The 17,050-nt window shown below is 59.2% G+C and carries 13 protein-coding genes; 3 read left to right on the forward strand and 10 right to left on the reverse strand.

What is annotated here, in order from left to right:
- Together M9827_RS26475 and M9827_RS26480 are read left to right on the forward strand one after the other, a co-directional pair.
- Complete coding sequence (locus M9827_RS26475; RefSeq protein WP_250608111.1) at positions 1–1,620, forward strand: DUF2300 domain-containing protein; 1,620 nt, start codon at positions 1–3, stop codon at positions 1,618–1,620.
- 3 nt (positions 1,621–1,623) lie between these two features.
- Entirely contained in the window at positions 1,624–2,436 is an 813-nt protein-coding gene (locus M9827_RS26480) for a YfaP family protein (protein WP_250608113.1), read from the forward strand.
- A gap of 60 nt (positions 2,437–2,496) precedes the next feature.
- On the opposite strand, the gene M9827_RS26485 is transcribed toward M9827_RS26480, so the two are convergent.
- The 10 genes from M9827_RS26485 to exaC all read right to left on the reverse strand — a co-directional run bounded on the left by M9827_RS26485 (position 2,497) and on the right by exaC (position 14,632).
- Positions 2,497–4,053: a methyl-accepting chemotaxis protein gene (locus tag M9827_RS26485; protein WP_250608115.1), complete on the reverse strand. Its 1,557-nt coding sequence runs from the start codon at positions 4,051–4,053 to the stop codon at positions 2,497–2,499.
- A 1,267-nt stretch (positions 4,054–5,320) separates the two neighbouring features.
- Positions 5,321–6,067 carry a S24 family peptidase gene (locus M9827_RS26490; RefSeq protein ID WP_250608117.1) on the reverse strand — a complete coding sequence of 249 codons (747 nt, stop codon included), beginning with the start codon at positions 6,065–6,067 and terminating at the stop codon, positions 5,321–5,323.
- 223 nt (positions 6,068–6,290) lie between these two features.
- Positions 6,291–6,818, reverse strand: coding sequence for an inorganic diphosphatase (gene ppa, locus M9827_RS26495; protein ID WP_008052339.1), 528 nt, complete (start codon positions 6,816–6,818; stop codon positions 6,291–6,293).
- A gap of 112 nt (positions 6,819–6,930) precedes the next feature.
- Positions 6,931–7,743, reverse strand: a complete 813-nt coding sequence (locus tag M9827_RS26500; RefSeq protein ID WP_250608119.1) for a M90 family metallopeptidase — start codon at positions 7,741–7,743, stop codon at positions 6,931–6,933.
- Positions 7,744–7,747: 4 nt separating this feature from the next.
- Complete coding sequence (locus tag M9827_RS26505) at positions 7,748–8,398, reverse strand: DedA family protein (RefSeq protein WP_034153744.1); 651 nt, start codon at positions 8,396–8,398, stop codon at positions 7,748–7,750.
- A 229-nt stretch (positions 8,399–8,627) separates the two neighbouring features.
- Positions 8,628–9,089 (reverse strand): GNAT family N-acetyltransferase, encoded by a 462-nt coding sequence (locus tag M9827_RS26510; RefSeq protein WP_007910890.1) that lies wholly within the window; start codon positions 9,087–9,089, stop codon positions 8,628–8,630.
- Positions 9,090–9,204: 115 nt separating this feature from the next.
- Complete coding sequence (eutC, locus tag M9827_RS26515; protein WP_502943470.1) at positions 9,205–10,038, reverse strand: ethanolamine ammonia-lyase subunit EutC; 834 nt, start codon at positions 10,036–10,038, stop codon at positions 9,205–9,207.
- Positions 10,035–11,429, reverse strand: a complete 1,395-nt coding sequence (locus M9827_RS26520) for an ethanolamine ammonia-lyase subunit EutB (RefSeq protein WP_038361972.1) — start codon at positions 11,427–11,429, stop codon at positions 10,035–10,037. Before M9827_RS26520 ends, eutC begins: the two co-directional genes overlap by 4 nt.
- A gap of 52 nt (positions 11,430–11,481) precedes the next feature.
- A complete protein-coding gene (gene eat / locus M9827_RS26525) occupies positions 11,482–12,933 on the reverse strand; it encodes an ethanolamine permease (protein WP_250608123.1) in 1,452 nt (483 codons plus the stop codon).
- Positions 12,934–13,111: 178 nt separating this feature from the next.
- Complete coding sequence (gene exaC, locus M9827_RS26530) at positions 13,112–14,632, reverse strand: acetaldehyde dehydrogenase ExaC (protein WP_250608125.1); 1,521 nt, start codon at positions 14,630–14,632, stop codon at positions 13,112–13,114.
- Between the two features lie 301 nt (positions 14,633–14,933).
- On the opposite strand from exaC, the gene M9827_RS26535 reads away from it, so the two are divergent.
- Positions 14,934–16,847, forward strand: coding sequence for a sigma-54-dependent Fis family transcriptional regulator (locus M9827_RS26535; protein WP_250608127.1), 1,914 nt, complete (start codon positions 14,934–14,936; stop codon positions 16,845–16,847).
- Positions 16,848–17,050: the final 203 nt, after the last annotated feature.

Below are 17,050 nucleotides of genomic sequence, written 5' to 3' on the forward strand. Positions count from 1 at the left end.
ATGACCCGGCCGCTGCTGTGGCTGCTGATGTGTGTGATACCTGCGCTGGCGACGGCGCAGGATGAGCCGTTGCGTGTGGCCTATAAGGGCGAGTTGTTGTCGCTGAACCAGACGCAACTGATCGCTCGTGAACCGTTGCCGACGTCGCTGGATACGCCGCTTGGCAGTCTGTGGAAATTGTTTGTCTATGCGTGGCTGGTCGATACCGGTGCTCGCGAGCCGGCGTATGAATGTCGCGGGCAATCGAAGGAAGAGGTTTATTGCTGCTCGGCGGGTGGCAGGATCGAGCGTGATCAGGCGTTGGTGAAATCCTGCGGGTTGTATTTTGAGCCTGCGCGGTTGGGCATTTCTTCTGCCGATTGGCGCACGTATTGGCAGGCGCGGCGGGCGCCGTCGTGGTTGCTGGATTTACCCTCGGTGCAGCCAGCTCAACGGGTTTCCGTGGCTGAGTTGCTGAAGGTTTTGGCCTCGTTACCGGCGCAGGATCAGGCGCGTCGAGTGTTGCTCGATGTGGTACTGAATGCGGCGGATGGCAATGTCGTCGGCGAACTCGGCGGACGCCTGCGGGTGAAAACCTGGAGCTGGCTCGGCGATCAGGATCCGCAGTCGCGGCAGGGTGGTTTCGCCGGTTGGACGGCGGACGGCTCGCCGGTCTGGGCGGGTGGGCGAGGCACCAGTCAGATGGTCTTGCGCCATTATGGGCAGGCGTTGGCGACGGTGTTGCCCGCGGCATGGCCCGCTGAGACGGGGCGTTGTGTCGAAGTCAGCCTGTTTTCGAAGTACCCGGTTTCCAAGGTGTCAGCGGGTGATCGCGTCGCCACATCCGGTCCGTTGCAAGGCGACTACCGCGTCGAATTCGCCAATGGCAATGCGCTGGATATCCACAGCGCCGGTGAACTGTTTCTGCTCAACGACAAACTGGTCGCCAGGCTTGATCGCGAAGAGTACGTCGCCCGCGTACTGGAGCGCGAAGCCAAACCGGAACCTGCCGAAGCCGCCAAAGCCCTCGCCGTGGCGATTCGCACTTATCTGCTGCAAAACGCCACGCGCAACGGCGATTGCCTGAGCATCGACGACAGCAGCAATCGCCAACGCGTCGCACCGCGACCGGCTTCGGCCGAATCCCGCAACATCGCCGCATGGACGGCAGACCTCGTGCTGGCCGGCAGCACCGTCACCTATCACTCCGATCAACCCGGCCCGGACAAACTCGCCTGGCAACAAGCCGTCGAGCAAGCTAATGCCGGTCAGCGTTACGACGCGATTCTGCTGCACGCCTATCCGCGCGCCAGCCTCAGTCGCTGGGACAATCCGGTCGCCTCCTGCGAGGCACTGCCCGCCGCGCAAGACTGGCTGCAGAAACAACGACGCGGCTGGCGCCCGAAACTGGAAAGCGAAACCGGCTACAACGAAGTCAGCACTTTCGCCGTGTGCAAACTGGCGTTCGGCAGGCCCTTCGTCGACCGCGAACGCCAACGTATCTACGTGCGCGGCGTACTGACCCTGCAGGATCGCCTCGACCTGACCCACGAATATCTGCACCTGGCCTTTGAAGCTCACCCCAACGGCCAGGATGAAACCTACATCGAAGGGCTCGCCCGTCATCTTTTGCTGGAATAGACCATGACACTCCGTTATCCACAGGTCTTGCTGCTGCTCTGCACCTTGACTGCGCTCTCGCCAGCCATCGCTGCCGACGGCGTCAAACTCGACACCCCGATCGGAGGTTGGCGCAGCGGCGCGCCGGAAGGCGAGGGCGAAAGCTTCCGCCAAACCGTCAACTACCCGGCTTCATCGGTCAACACCCCGCTCGGCCAGGCCAACACCGCCCGTATCAGCGGTGAGATCAAAGCTGCGCGGAAGGACAACGAACCCGGCCGCCTGATCGTCAACGGCGTGAGCATGCCGCTGAAAATCGACGACAGTGGCCGCTTCGACCGCCCGTTCTCCTTCCCCAACGGCAGCAACAGCGTCGAAGTGCGCAGTCCCGACGGCCAGCAACGGCACCGCACACAATTCCTCAACACCAGCGGCGGCGCTACTCCGGCCAAGTTGCGCGTACTGCTGGCATGGGACAGCGACGGCACCGACCTCGACCTGCACTTGATCACTCCCGACGGTGCGCACATCTGGTACGGCAACCGCAGCGCCGCCAACGGCGGCGCACTCGATGTCGACGTCACCACCGGCTACGGCCCGGAAATCTTCGCCATGCCGGCGCCGATCAAGGGGCAGTATCTGGTGTATGTGAATTACTACGGCGGTGGGTATCGCGGGGATGACGAGGGTGGGGATGATGCCGTGCAGGCGCTGACCACGGCGCAGGTGACGGTGATTACTGAGGAAGGGACGCCGAGCGAGAAGATGGAGACGTTCTTGATCCCGATGCGGGCGGTGGGTGAGCTGACGTTGGTTAAGGCGTTCAGTTATCCGTGAATTTACTCTCGACGGTGTGAGGCCAGGCGCCGCCATGAGCGGGCAGCGCCTGCCTCGGGCTCATACTTTGAAACGACCAACCAGAGCTTCCAGTTCATGCCCCAGCCGCGCCAGTTCAATACTCGACGACGCGGTTTCTTCACAGGTACTTGCCGTCTGATCTGAAATGTCGCGAACGTTGATCACGCTGCGATTGATTTCCTCGGTTACGGCACTTTGTTGATCCGCCGCGGTGGCTATCTGCTGATTCATGGACTGGATAATGGATACCTTGGCGGTAATGTTTTCCAGAGCGTTGACGGCGCGATGGGTAAAGTCCACGCTGCTTTCGCTCAGGAGCAGGCTGCTGTCCATGCCTGAAGCGACGGCATGAGTGCCGCTTTGCACACCGGCGACCAGATTTTCAATTTCTTCAGTGGAGCGCTGGGTGCGCAAGGCCAGATTACGCACTTCATCGGCAACCACTGCAAAACCGCGACCAGCCTCCCCTGCGCGAGCCGCTTCAATGGCGGCATTCAGCGCCAGCAAGTTGGTTTGCTGGGCCACGGCCTTGATCACATCCAGCACACCGCCTATTTTGTCGCTTTGTTCCTGAAGGTGGCGCACAGCCTCTGCCGAGCAGTTGAGTTCCTCCGCCAGACGCTTGATCTGAGCGATGGCGTCACCGACGATCTGCTCCCCCTCGCAGGCTTGCTGATCTGCGACAGTTGCGGCAGCCGACGCTTCTTCGGCATTGCGTGCGACGTTTTGCACAGTGGCGGTCATTTCGTTCATTGCAGTGGCAACGTGATCAGTCTCGACCTTCTGATTGTTCACGCCTGTATTCGTTTGCTCGGTAATGGCCGATAGCTGTTCTGCAGCGCTTGCTACCTGGATGACACCGGCGCGAATACCATCGATCAGCTCGTGCAGGTTGAGCGTCATCCGCTGTAGACCCGATTGCAACAGGCCCAACTCATCACGCCGATCAACCTGAATCTGGTGGCTTAAATCACCTTCGGCAATACGATTGACCGCCTCAAGTGTGCCTCTTAGCGGGGTGACGATCTGTCGAGTAATAACCCATGCCGCCAGTGTGCCGAGCAGCAAAGCCAGGGCGGCTACAAGGCTCAGCAGGGTTTTGGCGGACTCGGCATCGGTAGCGCGCTTGGTGTTTTGCGAATCAATGAGTTTTTGCGTGGTGTCGAGCAACTGATCGCCCAACTGCGCCATTCGTTTGAACATGGGGGCCTGATCAATGTTGGGCTTGACCAGTTCTTGCAGCAGTTGTCCATATTCCGTCGCTGCGCTGATCTGTTGCTGAATCAGCTCGTGATCTACCGGTACGATGAATTCTCCTTTGATACTGGTCAGGTGGGCCAGCAGGCTATCCAGCGTTTGCTGCAAGGGTCGATAGGCATCCGGTTGAGGATTGCCACCTATGCGTAAACGAATGATTCGCAAGTCTTTCGTGTAATTACTGACTTGAGCAATTTTCTCAATCTTGATGCCGCGCTCGGTCAGTGCGTTAACGGTATACCAGCCAGAGGCTGCGATTAACAACGTAAGTCCTAATACCAGTCCAAACCCCAGACTAAGTTTAGCGCTGACACGGATATCGCTGATCCAGCCGAACATAAGGACTCCAGGTAATAATGGGTTTAGATTGATCTTGGTGCTCTGATGTCGACCATGAGTCGTGAATCTTTAACTTTGCGGCTGCTATTAATTGCGGGTGAGTAATTTTTAGTCTGTTGCTCAGAAAAATATTCAGCACCGCTGCTATATGATGCCGGCTAACTGAAAGGTTACAGCTTAAAGCCCGCCTGAGTTGTGAGCGCTCTTCGGCGGTTGGCCACAGACATCAAAGGAAGATAAAACAACATGCTTCATTCTTTAGTCGAATAGGCAGAGTTGTCGTGATCTGGATAGCCCGGATCCACGGACTTTTCTGCGGGTGCAGTTGCTGTATGAACTGCAAAGCTTAGAGGTGAACCAGCTGCTTCAGGTAAAAGAACAGTTGGTCCTGACAAGTTCTGTACTGGCCTTCGAGCTTTTCCACTTCCCACATTCGAGCCAGCCACACGTCATCACATGCTGCGTTTATTTGATTGACTGCAGTTTTCCAAGCGATGCGCGCGCTGTCTATAGCGTGGAGGAATTGCAGTAGTTTCTCATCTATCGGTATCGTACCCAGCGGGTATTGGCTCAAAGACATTTTAGTTCCAGAACTAACTGGTGGTCGGATTGGCTTTTGTGGTGGGTACTATAATCGCCGGTGTCAACGGGCCAGTATTCGACTAATGGCGAAGAGGCTTTATAAATATTGAGTTTTCTTGGTTTCAGTTATTCATAGGTCTTATTTTTGTTTGTGGGCCATCTGGATGCGCGGTGCCTTTTAGAAGTTGACCGGCGATGGAAAATTGCCTGATTCGTTTCAGCGCGGTCAGCCAGGTATAAAACCCGTGCTGGATGTACTTCGCGTTTATTTATCCATGCAACAGATCGGGGGGGGCATGCCAGAAGGTTCTGATCATCGGAAGCACCTGACCTGGTTTTTCTACAGGCATTAAAAAGCCGGCTTGTGGCCGGCTTCTCGGGGACTGGCTTGGTTTATTTTTGGTAAACCGCGCCAGCCTTCAAAACGTACATCCGGATCTGCGTCCGGCTGTGGGACTTGGTCAGACGTTGGTCTGCCGCGTCGGGCGCTCTCTGAGCCGCAGGGCGGGTCGATGCGCAAATGTGGGGCGCAGGATACTGAGTTTTGTTGTGGATTCCCAGCCTGAAGTGCGGGTTAGAGCGACTTCTTCGCCAGAAATCCGGGATTTGTACCGATTGTCCGGGCCTCTTCGCGAGCAGGCTCGCTCCCACAGGGTTCAGTGCAAACTTGAAAAACCGCATCAAGTCATAGAAACGGCACCACCGGCCGCCGCTTGCTCACCGTAGACCACCAGAACACCCAGCCCAATATATGAATCCGTTGCTCCTCGATCTGTGCCGGGCGGAACACTTCGTCCGGGTATTCGGCGTTGTTGTGGCTGCGCAGGCGCAAGCCGTTGCCGGGCATGCGATGCAGGTATTTGATGCGCAGCATGCCGTCGTGTTCGATGGCGTAGATCTCGCCGTCGACGACCTGGGTCAGGCTGCGGTCGATGGCAACGATGGAGCCGTCTTCGATGCGTTCGGCCATGCTGTTGCCGATCATGTGCGCGCAGATGGCGTCGGCATGGCGGATTTCCAGTTGATCCAGTGGGGCGCGCAGCAGTCGGATGGACAGGTCCGGGTCCTGGATGACGTGAGTTTTGTCGGAGCCGTTGGTCAGTGGCGTTTCTTTGAAGAAAGCCAGTTCGATGTCGTTGGGATGGATGAATCGGTAGGTGCCCCGAGGATCGTGGACGTCGAAGCTGTCGCCGTTGCTGGCAGGGGGAGTCAGGCTCGGCAACTCTTTTGTGCCTTCGCCGGTTTTCAGCCATTCGCTGTTGACGGACAGCAGGCGTGAGACTTCTTCCATGCGATACGCCGGGACGCCCCGGGTGTACCAGTTGTGGACATTTTGGGCTTCCGTGCCCCAGAACTTTGCGAAACCCGTCGTCGAGATGTTCGCAGCTTCCAGGAGTGCCTTGAATCTTGGACCGCTAGTGTTCTTTCTCATAAACACGGAGTCTACGGCCGTGCCAGAGCGGTTTGAATAAACCGGACGTTCAAAAACGGGCTGAATTTTGCGACGGGATGTAAGACGTTCTTGTGGGAAATTACACATGGCAAAACTTTTCTGTGGTCCGCCATAAACACTCTGTTTAATACGGCTTTTGCCAGGCACAAAAAACCCCGGATCAACCGGGGTTTTCTTCAAGCCTCACGCTTAGCGCAGGTGCTTAGCCCTTGTAGGCGGCAACCGACTTGGTGATCGCGTCGCGGGCGGCGTCTGCACCGGCCCAGCCTTCGATCTTGACCCACTTGCCTTTTTCGAGATCTTTGTAGTTCGCGAAGAAGTGCTCGATCTGCTGGATCAGCAGTGGCGGCAGGTCGGTGTATTCCTTCACATCGACGTACAGCTGGGACAGCTTGTCGTGTGGCACTGCGATGACTTTGGCATCGCCGCCGCCGTCGTCGGTCATGTTCAGGATGCCGACTGGACGCGCGCGGATCACCGAGCCTGGAGCAACCGGGTAAGGGGTCACAACCAGTACGTCGAGGGGATCACCGTCGTCAGCCAGGGTGTTCGGGATGTAACCGTAGTTGGCCGGGTAGAACATTGGGGTGGCCATGAAACGGTCAACGAACAGGCAATCGCTGTCTTTGTCGATTTCGTATTTGATCGGCGCGTGGTTGGCCGGGATCTCGATCGCGACGTAGATGTCGTTCGGCAGGTCTTTGCCAGCCGGAATCTTGCTGTAGCTCATTGGGCGTTGCCCCCGTAGTTGACCAAAAACACTTGGCCGGATTGACCAAAAAGTGGCGGCGATTATAGGCATATTCTGCCGTCGACGCCATGTACCGAAAGTCGTGCAGACCTTAGTCGTGCGCCTGATAGACCGGGTCTGTGGCCTGAAGTTGCCGCAACCGGCTCAACGGATCCTGCCGGTAGAAAAGCTTCAGTTGCAAGTAGACCTGTGGATAAGCCTCGTGCAGCAGATCCGGGGCGCTGAAGAAGTATTCGCTGGTGACCGCGAAGAATTCCGCCGGGTTTTCGGCGGCGTAGGGATCGATGGCGGTTTCGGCGTCCGGGTCGTGGTCAAGCTGACGGTTGAGATCGTCGTAGGCTTTTTGCATCACTTCGGCCCAGTCGCTGACCCGCATGTCCGCATGCAGCGGCGGCAGACCATTGGCGTCGCCGTTGAGCATGTCGAGTTTGTGCGCCAGTTCGTGGATCACCAGGTTGTAGCCTTCCCAGCCGCCACTGGCCATCACGCCCGGCCAGGCGAGGATGATCGGCCCTTGTTGCCAGGCTTCGCCGCTGTGCTCGCCATCCCACTCATGCTCGACGCCGCTGGCGTCACGATGGCGTTGCGGGCTGAGAAAGTCGTCGGGGTAGAGGACGATCTCGTGGAAACCCTGATACCAGTTCAAATCGCCGAGATGCAGCAGCGGCAACTGCGCCTGAGCGGCGAGCAGCAGGCGTTGTTCCTGATGCAGTTCGACACCGGGCAGGGCGCTCAGGTGTTTGTCTTCGAGGAACAGCACGCAGGCTTCGCGCAGCCACTGATCTTCAGCGGCACTGATACCGTCAAGAAAACTCAGGTGATGGCGCACCCGTTGCCACATGTCGTCGGCAATCGGGTGCTTCGCCAGAATGCGCCGGCGACGCCAGGCGCTTAGCGACCACATCGGCTTAGTGCGATTGGGCTTTGGTGCCGCCGAAACGGCTGCGAACCACGCCGAGAATCATCGGCACCAGCGATAGCAGAATGATCGCTACCACGAGTAACGACAGGTTTTTCTTGATGAACGGTACGTTGCCGAAGAAGTAGCCCAGGGTTACCAGTCCACCGACCCAGAGGATGGTGCCCAACACGCTGAAACCGAAAAAGCGTGCGTACGGCATCTTCGCAACACCGGCGACGAACGGTGCAAAGGTGCGGATGATCGGCAGGAAGCGCGCCAGGGTTACGGTCTTGCCGCCATGCTTGTCATAGAAATCGTGGGTTTTCTGCAGGTAATCGCGACGGAAGATTTTCGAGTTCGGGTTGCTGAACAACTTCTCGCCGGCCGTTCGTCCGATCACATAGTTGGTGCTGTCACCGAGTATGGCCGCGAGCATCAGCAGACCGCCCAACAGGACCGGATCCATGCCACCGCCCGCCGCCACGGCACCGGCAATGAACAACAGCGAGTCGCCCGGCAGGAAGGGCATCACCACCAGACCGGTTTCACAGAAGATCACCAGAAACAGGATGGCGTAGATCCATGGCCCATAGTTGTTCACCAGCAAATCGAGGTAGACGTCGAGATGCAGGATAAGGTCGAGCGGGTTGAAATCCATGGGGGCACCTGTATGGCGGCCCGACTCGGCAGGCCTGTGCGGATGACTTCGTGTAAGCCTACAGCGGGGTGTAGTTTTTCTTACAAGCCGGAAAGATCGGGATTATACGGTCTGAAGGATGAAAAGCGCGTTGGTTTTGTAGCGGGGGATGTCGGGGTGTGAACAATTGTCAGGCTGCATTCGGCGTGGCTGAGGGAGCAGGCTCCCTCATCACAGGTGGCGTGCGCAATCAGAGTTCTTCACTGATCGGCAGCACGTAGTTCTTGAACTCGGTGTCTTCCTTGAACCCGATGGATTCGTAGGTTTTCTGCGCGACCTCATTATTGCTGCTCGTGGAAACACGCATGCGCACGGCCTGGGTTTCCTTGGCCATTTTTTTCGCCGTGCGGATCAGGTTGTCAGCGACCAGTTGCCGGCGCGCGTCTTCAGCGACGTAGATATCGTTGAGGATCCACACGCGTTTGAGCGACAGCGAAGAGAAGCTTGGATAGAGCTGACAGAAACCCATCAGTTTCTTGTCGTCATCGTCGGCCAGAGCCAGATAGATCACCGATTCCTTGCGGCGCAGACGCTTTTCAAGGAAGGCACGGGAGGAATCCGGGTAAGGCAGGGAACCGTAGAACTCGCGATATTTGACGAACAACGGGGTCAACAAATCCAGATGTTCGAGGGTCGCTTGAATAATCCGCATGATAGGTCTCGTCTTCAAGTGGCTGTCTTCAACTGCTCTGACGGCGATGGGAAACCCGTGCGGCCGTGCATCGATCCTGCCTTAAAGCAGCGCAGAAACGCAATGCGGAAACGGTTCAGGTTGTGGGCGGATCCAGTAGGAAATTACCTTTCATGTCTACACCGGCGTCCGACTCCAGCGTCTGAACCTGTGCTTCGTCCTTCAGGTTGACCCCCGACAACTGCCGCCGACAGGCTTCGCGCATCAGATAAAGCAAGCGGTGCGCCGCCATGCCGTAGCTCAAGCCTTCGAGCCGTACATTGGAAATGCAGTTGCGGTAGGCGTCGGTCAGGCCGACCTTTGGATTGTAGGTGAAATATAAACCGAGGCTGTCTGGCGAACTGAGGCCTGGGCGTTCGCCGATCAGCATCACCAGCATTTTTGCGCCGAGCAATTGACCAATTTCATCGCCGACCGCAACGCGACCCTGTTCCACCAGAACGACCGGCGCTGTTGACCAGCCCTCAGCGTTCATCTGCTCCTCCAGTCGGGTCAGAAACGGCAAAGTATGCCGATGCACTGCCAATGCCGACAAACCGTCAGCCACGACAATCGCCAGATCGACGCCGCCCGGATGCGCCGCGGCATATTCGCGCAAGGCCTGCGCCGATTCATCGCTGAGCTTGCGCCCCAGATCCGGGCGTTGCAGATAGCTGTTGCGATCCGCAGCGGCGCTGTGGAGCAGCAGGCTTTCGCGGCCACGTTCCGTCAGTTGCGCGCTGAGCGCGGCGTGATCGAACGGCAGGTGCACGGCGTCGCGTGCCTGCGCGTGGGCGAACTGAAAGTCCAGTTGTGCGTTGGTCGGCAGGCTGGTGCCGGTGCGGCCGAGGGCGATCCGCGCCGGGGTCAGGCGACGCAGTTCCAGCCAAGGGTTTTGCGGGTCGACGGGCGGTTTTTCCATGTGACTCATCCCAGTTGCGCCAGCGCCTGGCGAAAGGCCGGCGGCAAGTTGTTACCGAAACGAACCTTGCCGTCCGCTTGGGTGAAGATGCCCATGTTCGCCAGCCACTGCTCAAACTCCGGCGCCGGTTTCAGGCCCAGGGTCTGGCGGGCGTAGAGCGCGTCGTGGAACGAGGTGGTCTGGTAGTTGAGCATGATGTCGTCGGAGCCGGGGATGCCCATGATGAAATTGATCCCGGCCACACCCAAGAGGGTCAGCAGGGTGTCCATGTCGTCCTGATCGGCTTCGGCGTGGTTGGTGTAGCAGATATCGCAACCCATCGGCACGCCGAGCAACTTGCCGCAGAAATGGTCTTCGAGGCCGGCGCGGATGATCTGTTTGCCGTTGTACAGGTACTCCGGGCCGATAAATCCTACGACGGTGTTCACCAGAAACGGTTTGAAATGTCGTGCCACAGCGTAGGCCCGCGTCTCGCAGGTCTGTTGGTCGACACCGTGGTGGGCGTTGGCCGACAGCGCGCTGCCTTGACCTGTTTCGAAATACATCAGGTTTTGCCCGAGAGTGCCGCGATTCAGGCTCAGGCCAGCGTCGTAGCCTTCCTGCAAGACATTCAGGTTGATGCCGAAACTGGCGTTGGCCGCTTCGGTGCCGGCAATCGACTGAAACACCAGATCCAGCGGCACGCCGCGATTGATCGCTTCGATGGAGGTGGTGACGTGGGTCAGCACGCAGGCCTGAGTCGGGATGTCGTAGCGCTGGATGATCGCGTCGAGCATTTCCAGCATCGCGCAGATCGAGGCGATGCTGTCGGTGGCCGGGTTGATCCCGATCATCGCGTCGCCGTTGCCGTAGAGCAGACCGTCGAGAATGCTTGCAGCGATGCCGGAAGGCTCGTCGGTTGGATGATTGGGTTGCAGGCGCGTCGACAAACGCCCGCGCAGGCCGAGGGTGCCGCGAAATTTTGTGACCACGCGGATCTTTTGCGCCACCAGCACCAGATCCTGCACGCGCATGATCTTCGACACCGCGGCGACCATTTCCGGGGTCAGGCCGGGGGCGAGGTTGCGCAGGCTGGTTTCGTCGGCGGCGTCGCTGAGCAGCCAGTCGCGAAAGCCGCCGACGGTGAGGTGGCTGACCACGGCGAAGGCTTGCTTGTCGTGGGTGTCGATGATCAGCCGGGTGACTTCATCGGACTCGTAGGGAATCAGCGCTTCCTGCAGGAAATGCGTGAGCGGGATGTCGGCCAGGGCCATTTGTGCGGCTACGCGCTCGCCGTCGTTGAGCGCGGCGACGCCGGCAAGAAAGTCCCCGGAACGCGCCGGGCTGGCCTTGGCCATGACGTCCTTGAGGCTGTCGAAGCGATAGGTCTGGGCGCCGACCGTGTGAGCGAAACTCGCCATACAGAATTCTCCGTGACGGCGCAGGTCAGACCCGCGCCGTGGTTTTCGGCAGTCAGTGCAGGGCTTTTTCAGCGTTCTGAATCGCCGCGAATTCTTCTTCCGGCGTACCTGCTACCAAGTGATGTCGACTGTAGAAAGCAAAGTAAGCAATTAACACTCCATAGATGATAGCGGCGCCGATCACGACCCGTGGGTCAACCAGAAACCCCGCAATTACGGCGATGCAAGCCAGCACCAGCGCCACACCGGAGGTGAAAATGCCGCCAGGCGTGCGGTACGGCCGATCCATTTTGGGGCGGCGGATGCGCAGCGTGATATGCGCCGCCATCATCAGCACGTAGGAAATGGTCGCGCCGAACACCGCTACCAGAATCAGCAGGTCGCCCTGGCCGGTCAGTGACAGACCAAAACCGATGATCCCTGGAATGATCAGGGCCAGCACTGGCGCCTTGCTTTTGTTGGTCTCGGAGAGTTTTCGCGGCAGGTAGCCTGCACGCGACAAGGCGAAAATCTGTCGCGAGTAGGCATAGATGATCGAGAAGAAACTGGCGATCAACCCGGCCAGGCCCACGAGATTGACGAAGCTGCCCATCCAGGTCGAGCCACCATAGGCTTTGCTCAACGCTTCAACCAACGGGTTACCGGAGGTCAGCAGCGAGTTGGCGCCCGCACCGCCGGGGCCGACGATCAGAATCAACAGGGCAAACATGAGCAGCACCAACATGGCGCCGATCAAGCCACGTGGCAGGTCACGTTTGGGGTTCTTGGTTTCCTCGGCGGCCAGCGGCACGCCTTCAACGGCAAGGAAGAACCAGATCGCATAGGGAATCGCCGCCCAGACGCCGACATAGCCAAATGGCAGAAACGGACTGGCGCCCGCCGCGGCAGTGACCGGAATGTCGAGCAGGTTGGCGACGTCGAAGTGCGGCACCATTGCCACCAGAAACACCCCCAGCGCCAACGCGGCGACGGCGGTGATGACAAACATCAGCTTGAGCGCTTCGCCGACCCCGAAAATATGGATGGCAATGAAAATGATGTAGAACGCCAGATAAATCATCCAGCCGCCGATGCCGAACAGCGATTCGCAGTAGGCACCGATGAACACCGCGATAGCCGCAGGGGCAATGGCGTATTCGATGAGGATCGCGGTGCCGGTGAGAAACCCGCCCCAAGGCCCGAATGCACTGCGCGCAAAACCGTAGCCACCGCCGGCGGTGGGGATCATCGAAGACAACTCGGCCAGAGAAAAGCACATGCACAGGTACATGGTGGCCATCAGCAGCGTCGCCAGGAACATGCCGCCCCAGCCACCCTGAGCGAGGCCGAAGTTCCAGCCGGCATAGTCACCGGAAATCACGTAGGCCACGCCCAGCCCCACCAGCAGTACCCAGCCGGCAGCACCTTTTTTCAGTTCGCGTTGTTGAAAGTAATCCGATCCGACTTTTTCAAAGTCGACGGAGGCGCCGGTCGCCGGAGCGCCAGCCGGGGATTCGCTAGGCATAGGTTTCACCGTTCTTATTGTTTTATTGGCCCGGCTTTTTTGCCGGTGGGTAGCATGATCGTCCCCACGCTCTGCGTGGGGATGCCTCAACGGACGCTCTGCGTTCGGCTTTGGTGAGACGCGGAGCGTCCCGGGCTGCATTCCCACGCAGAGCGTGGGAACGATCAGTGCTGCAGGTTTAGAAGAACCCCAACGGATTGATGTCGTAGCTCACCAGCAGGTTTTTGGTCTGCTGATAGTGGTCAAGCATCATCTTGTGGGTTTCACGACCAACGCCGGATTTCTTGTACCCGCCGAACGCGGCATGCGCCGGATACAGGTGGTAGCAGTTGGTCCACACGCGACCGGCCTTGATCGCGCGGCCCATGCGGTAGGCGCGGTTGATGTCGCGAGTCCACAGCCCGGCGCCGAGGCCGAACTCGGTGTCGTTGGCAATTGCCAGGGCTTCGGCTTCGTCCTTGAAGGTGGTGATGCTGACCACCGGGCCGAAGATTTCTTCCTGGAACACGCGCATCTTGTTGGTGCCCTTGAGCAGGGTCGGCTGGATGTAGTAGCCGGTTGCGAGACTGCCCTCGAGTTTTTCCACCTTGCCGCCGGTCAACAGCTCGGCACCTTCGCCCTTGGCGATTTCCAGGTACGACAGGATCTTGTCGAATTGCTGCTCGGACGCCTGCGCGCCAACCATGGTGTCGGTGTCCAGTGGGTCGCCACGCTTGATCTGGCTGACTTTCTTCATCACTGCTTGCATGAATTCGTCGTAGATCGATTCCTGCACCAGCGCGCGGGAAGGGCAGGTGCACACTTCGCCCTGGTTGAAAAACGCCAGTACCAGACCTTCAGCGGCTTTTTCGATGAAGCTCGGTTCGGCCTGCATGATGTCTTCGAAGAAGATGTTCGGCGATTTGCCGCCCAGTTCCACGGTGGACGGAATGATGTTCTCGGCCGCGCACTTCATGATGTGCGAGCCGACCGGGGTCGAGCCGGTGAACGCAATCTTGGCGATGCGCTTGCTGGTGGCCAGGGCTTCGCCGGCCTCTTTGCCGAACCCTTGCACCACGTTGAGCACGCCCGGCGGCAGCAGATCGCCGATCAACTCCATCAGTACACAGATGCCCAGCGGGGTTTGCTCGGCAGGCTTGAGCACCACGCAGTTACCGGCAGCCAGTGCCGGAGCGAGTTTCCAGGCAGCCATCAGTAGCGGGAAGTTCCACGGGATGATCTGGCCGACCACGCCCAGCGGTTCATGGATGTGATAAGCCACGGTGTTGCCGTCGATTTCGGCAGCGCTGCCTTCCTGGGCGCGCAGGCACCCGGCGAAGTAGCGGAAATGGTCGGCGGCCAGCGGGATGTCGGCGTTGAGGGTTTCGCGGATGGCTTTGCCGTTGTCCCAGGTTTCGGTGATCGCCAGCAGTTCGAGGTTCGCTTCGATGCGGTCGGCGATTTTCAGCAGGATCAGCGAGCGCGCCTGCACGGAGGTCGCGCCCCACGCATCGGCAGCGGCGTGGGCGGCGTCCAGTGCCTTGTCGATGTCTTCGGCAGTGGAGCGGGGGAATTCGGCAATCGGTTGGCCATTCACTGGCGAGGTGTTGGTGAAGTACTGACCTTTGACAGGCGCGACGAACTCGCCGCCGATGTAGTTACCGTACTTGCTCTTGAACGAGACTTTGGCGCCTTCAGTTCCGGGGTGAGCGTAACGCATGATGATGTTCTCCTTGGCTTTGTACTTATTAGAGAAACGCGCAAGTGCGCTTGCTATAAGCGTAGAGCAAAGGTCGGGCCACTGCCGTGCAGGGCAGGTAGATCAAGGCCTTGCGTGATTTTTGTCGGACGAGTGGATCGCGCCTGTGATGGTTTCGGTACAGAGGGGGTGACAGTTTGTACCGCTTTTGGCACAGCCAGTGACCGGGCAGTCTTGCCAGCATTGCAATGCGTCGATGGCTGGAGGATGCTGGGCGTCACCTCAGCATTGGGCCGTCGAACCCCGGGGAGAACAATAAGAAATGCACGACAACCATTTGAGTCGCCATGCCCGACAGGTTCTCACCGTGACCCAGGGCAAACCGCATCTGCACGGGCCCGGTGCCGACCCGTCGATTGCCCGTTCCTGGCTGCGCTGTCTGGAGGACTATCACCTCGACCCGGCGCTGAGCATGGCGCCGACGGTACTTGAGCACGGCCGTGTGCTGGAGAGCCGCGAACGTCTGCAGCAAGTGTTGCAGATCGCCGGCAATGAAATGAGCAGCCTGCATCAACAACTCTCCGGCGCCGGCCACGCGGTGCTGCTGACCGATGCTCGCGGGGTGATCCTCAACTGCGTCACCGCGCCGGCCGAACGCAAGATTTTCGAACGTGCCGGCCTCTGGCTCGGCGCTGACTGGAGCGAAGCCTGCGAAGGCACCAACGGCATCGGCACCTGCCTGGTCGAGCGGCAGGCGCTGACCATTCATCAGGACGAACACTTTCGCGGCCGCCACACCGGCCTGACCTGCTCGGCCAGTCCGGTGTTCGACCCGCATGGCGAACTGCTCGCGGTACTCGACGTGTCCTCGGCGCGCCACGATGTCTCGCGGCAAAGCCAGTTTCACACCATGGCGCTGGTCAACCTCTCGGCGAAGATGATCGAGAGTTGCTACTTCCTGCGTTGTTTCGATAACCAATGGTTGCTGCGTTTCCACTTGCAGGCAGAATCGGTCGGTTTGTTCAGCGAAGGGCTGCTGGCGTTTGACGGCGAAGGGCGGATCAGTGCGGTCAACCAGAGTGCGCTGAACCTGCTCGGGCATATTCGCGGTGGCTTGCTGGGCAAACCGGTCGAGGCGTTTTTCGATTGTTCGCTGGATGAATTGCTTGGCCGCGCCAGTGCCCATGCCAGCGCCAGTTGGCCGTTGCGCACCCGCGACGGTCGGCATCTGTTTGCCGTGTTGCGCGGCGAATCGCGCAGGCCGACGCCGATCATGCCTGCGCCGGTCATTCCGGCACCCGCGCGCTTGTCGGGCATTTGTCTCGGTGATGAGGCCTTGCAGGCAGACTTCCGCAAAGCGCTGCGCGTCTTCGAGCGAGATGTGCCGTTGTTGATCAATGGCGAAACCGGCTCCGGCAAGGAAGCCTTCGCCAAGGCTGTGCACCAGGCCAGCCAGCGATCGAACAAAGCCTTCGTCGCGCTCAATTGCGCGGCGATTCCTGAGAGCCTGATTGAAAGCGAACTGTTCGGCTATCGCGGCGGCAGCTTCACCGGCGCGCGCAAGGATGGCATGCGCGGCAAGTTGCAGCAGGCCGATGGCGGTACGTTGTTCCTCGATGAAATCGGCGATATGCCGCTGGCCTTGCAGACCCGGTTGTTGCGGGTGCTTGAAGACCGGCAAGTGGTGCCGATTGGCGGCGAGCCGGAGTCGGTCAATGTGCGGATCATCAGCGCCACCCACCGCAATTTGCTGGAGCGGGTTGCGGACGGCAGCTTCCGCGAGGATTTGTATTACCGGCTCAACGGGCTGGAAGTGGCACTGCCGGCACTCCGCGAGCGCAGTGATAAATCGCAGCTGCTGGATTTCCTGTTGGCCGAGGAGGCGGGTGGAGAAACGATCCTGATCAACGAGTCGGCGCGTCAGGCGTTGCTGGCCTTCAACTGGCCGGGCAACGTGCGCCAGTTGCGCAATGTGCTGCGCACGTTGGCGGCGTTGTGTGATGAAGGGCGGATCGGGCTGGAGGATTTGCCGGTGATGATTCGGCAGGGACGGGTGCCGATTTTGCAGCCTGATTCGTCTGAACATCCCCTGGAAGACGCCGAGCGGATTGCGCTGCTTAAAACGCTGGAGCAGACGCGGTGGCACATGACGCATACAGCGGAACAGCTTGGGGTCAGCCGTAATACGCTCTATAGAAAACTGCGTAAGCATGGCATTGAGCGTCGAGTCAGTTAGAAGGCCCTCACCCTAGCCCTCTCCCAGAGGGAGAGGGGACTGACCGGGTCGCTCTACTGATTTACGCCGACCTGAAATATCGAGCTGAACTCAGGATTTGAAGGCAACCGAGATCGGCTCCCTCTCCCGGGGGGGGGGCGAGGGGACTGACCGCGGTGTTTTGGCGATTTACGCCGACCTGAAATATTGAGCCTAACTCAGGA

Origin of the sequence: Pseudomonas sp. AKS31 (genome assembly GCF_023634765.1) — a bacterium.
In the GTDB taxonomy this organism is placed as follows: Bacteria; Pseudomonadota; Gammaproteobacteria; order Pseudomonadales; family Pseudomonadaceae; genus Aquipseudomonas.

Coding starts and splice junctions, on each gene's coding strand:
- M9827_RS26475 (WP_250608111.1), top strand. CDS start 1: ATGACCCGGCCGCTGCTGTGGCTGCTGATGTGTGTGATACCTGCGCTG.
- M9827_RS26480 (WP_250608113.1), top strand. CDS start 1,624: ATGACACTCCGTTATCCACAGGTCTTGCTGCTGCTCTGCACCTTGACT.
- M9827_RS26485 (WP_250608115.1), bottom strand. CDS start 4,053: ATGTTCGGCTGGATCAGCGATATCCGTGTCAGCGCTAAACTTAGTCTG.
- M9827_RS26490 (WP_250608117.1), bottom strand. CDS start 6,067: ATGAGAAAGAACACTAGCGGTCCAAGATTCAAGGCACTCCTGGAAGCT.
- ppa (WP_008052339.1), bottom strand. CDS start 6,818: ATGAGCTACAGCAAGATTCCGGCTGGCAAAGACCTGCCGAACGACATC.
- M9827_RS26500 (WP_250608119.1), bottom strand. CDS start 7,743: ATGTGGTCGCTAAGCGCCTGGCGTCGCCGGCGCATTCTGGCGAAGCAC.
- M9827_RS26505 (WP_034153744.1), bottom strand. CDS start 8,398: ATGGATTTCAACCCGCTCGACCTTATCCTGCATCTCGACGTCTACCTC.
- M9827_RS26510 (WP_007910890.1), bottom strand. CDS start 9,089: ATGCGGATTATTCAAGCGACCCTCGAACATCTGGATTTGTTGACCCCG.
- eutC (WP_502943470.1), bottom strand. CDS start 10,038: ATGAGTCACATGGAAAAACCGCCCGTCGACCCGCAAAACCCTTGGCTG.
- M9827_RS26520 (WP_038361972.1), bottom strand. CDS start 11,429: ATGGCGAGTTTCGCTCACACGGTCGGCGCCCAGACCTATCGCTTCGAC.
- eat (WP_250608123.1), bottom strand. CDS start 12,933: ATGCCTAGCGAATCCCCGGCTGGCGCTCCGGCGACCGGCGCCTCCGTC.
- exaC (WP_250608125.1), bottom strand. CDS start 14,632: ATGCGTTACGCTCACCCCGGAACTGAAGGCGCCAAAGTCTCGTTCAAG.
- M9827_RS26535 (WP_250608127.1), top strand. CDS start 14,934: ATGCACGACAACCATTTGAGTCGCCATGCCCGACAGGTTCTCACCGTG.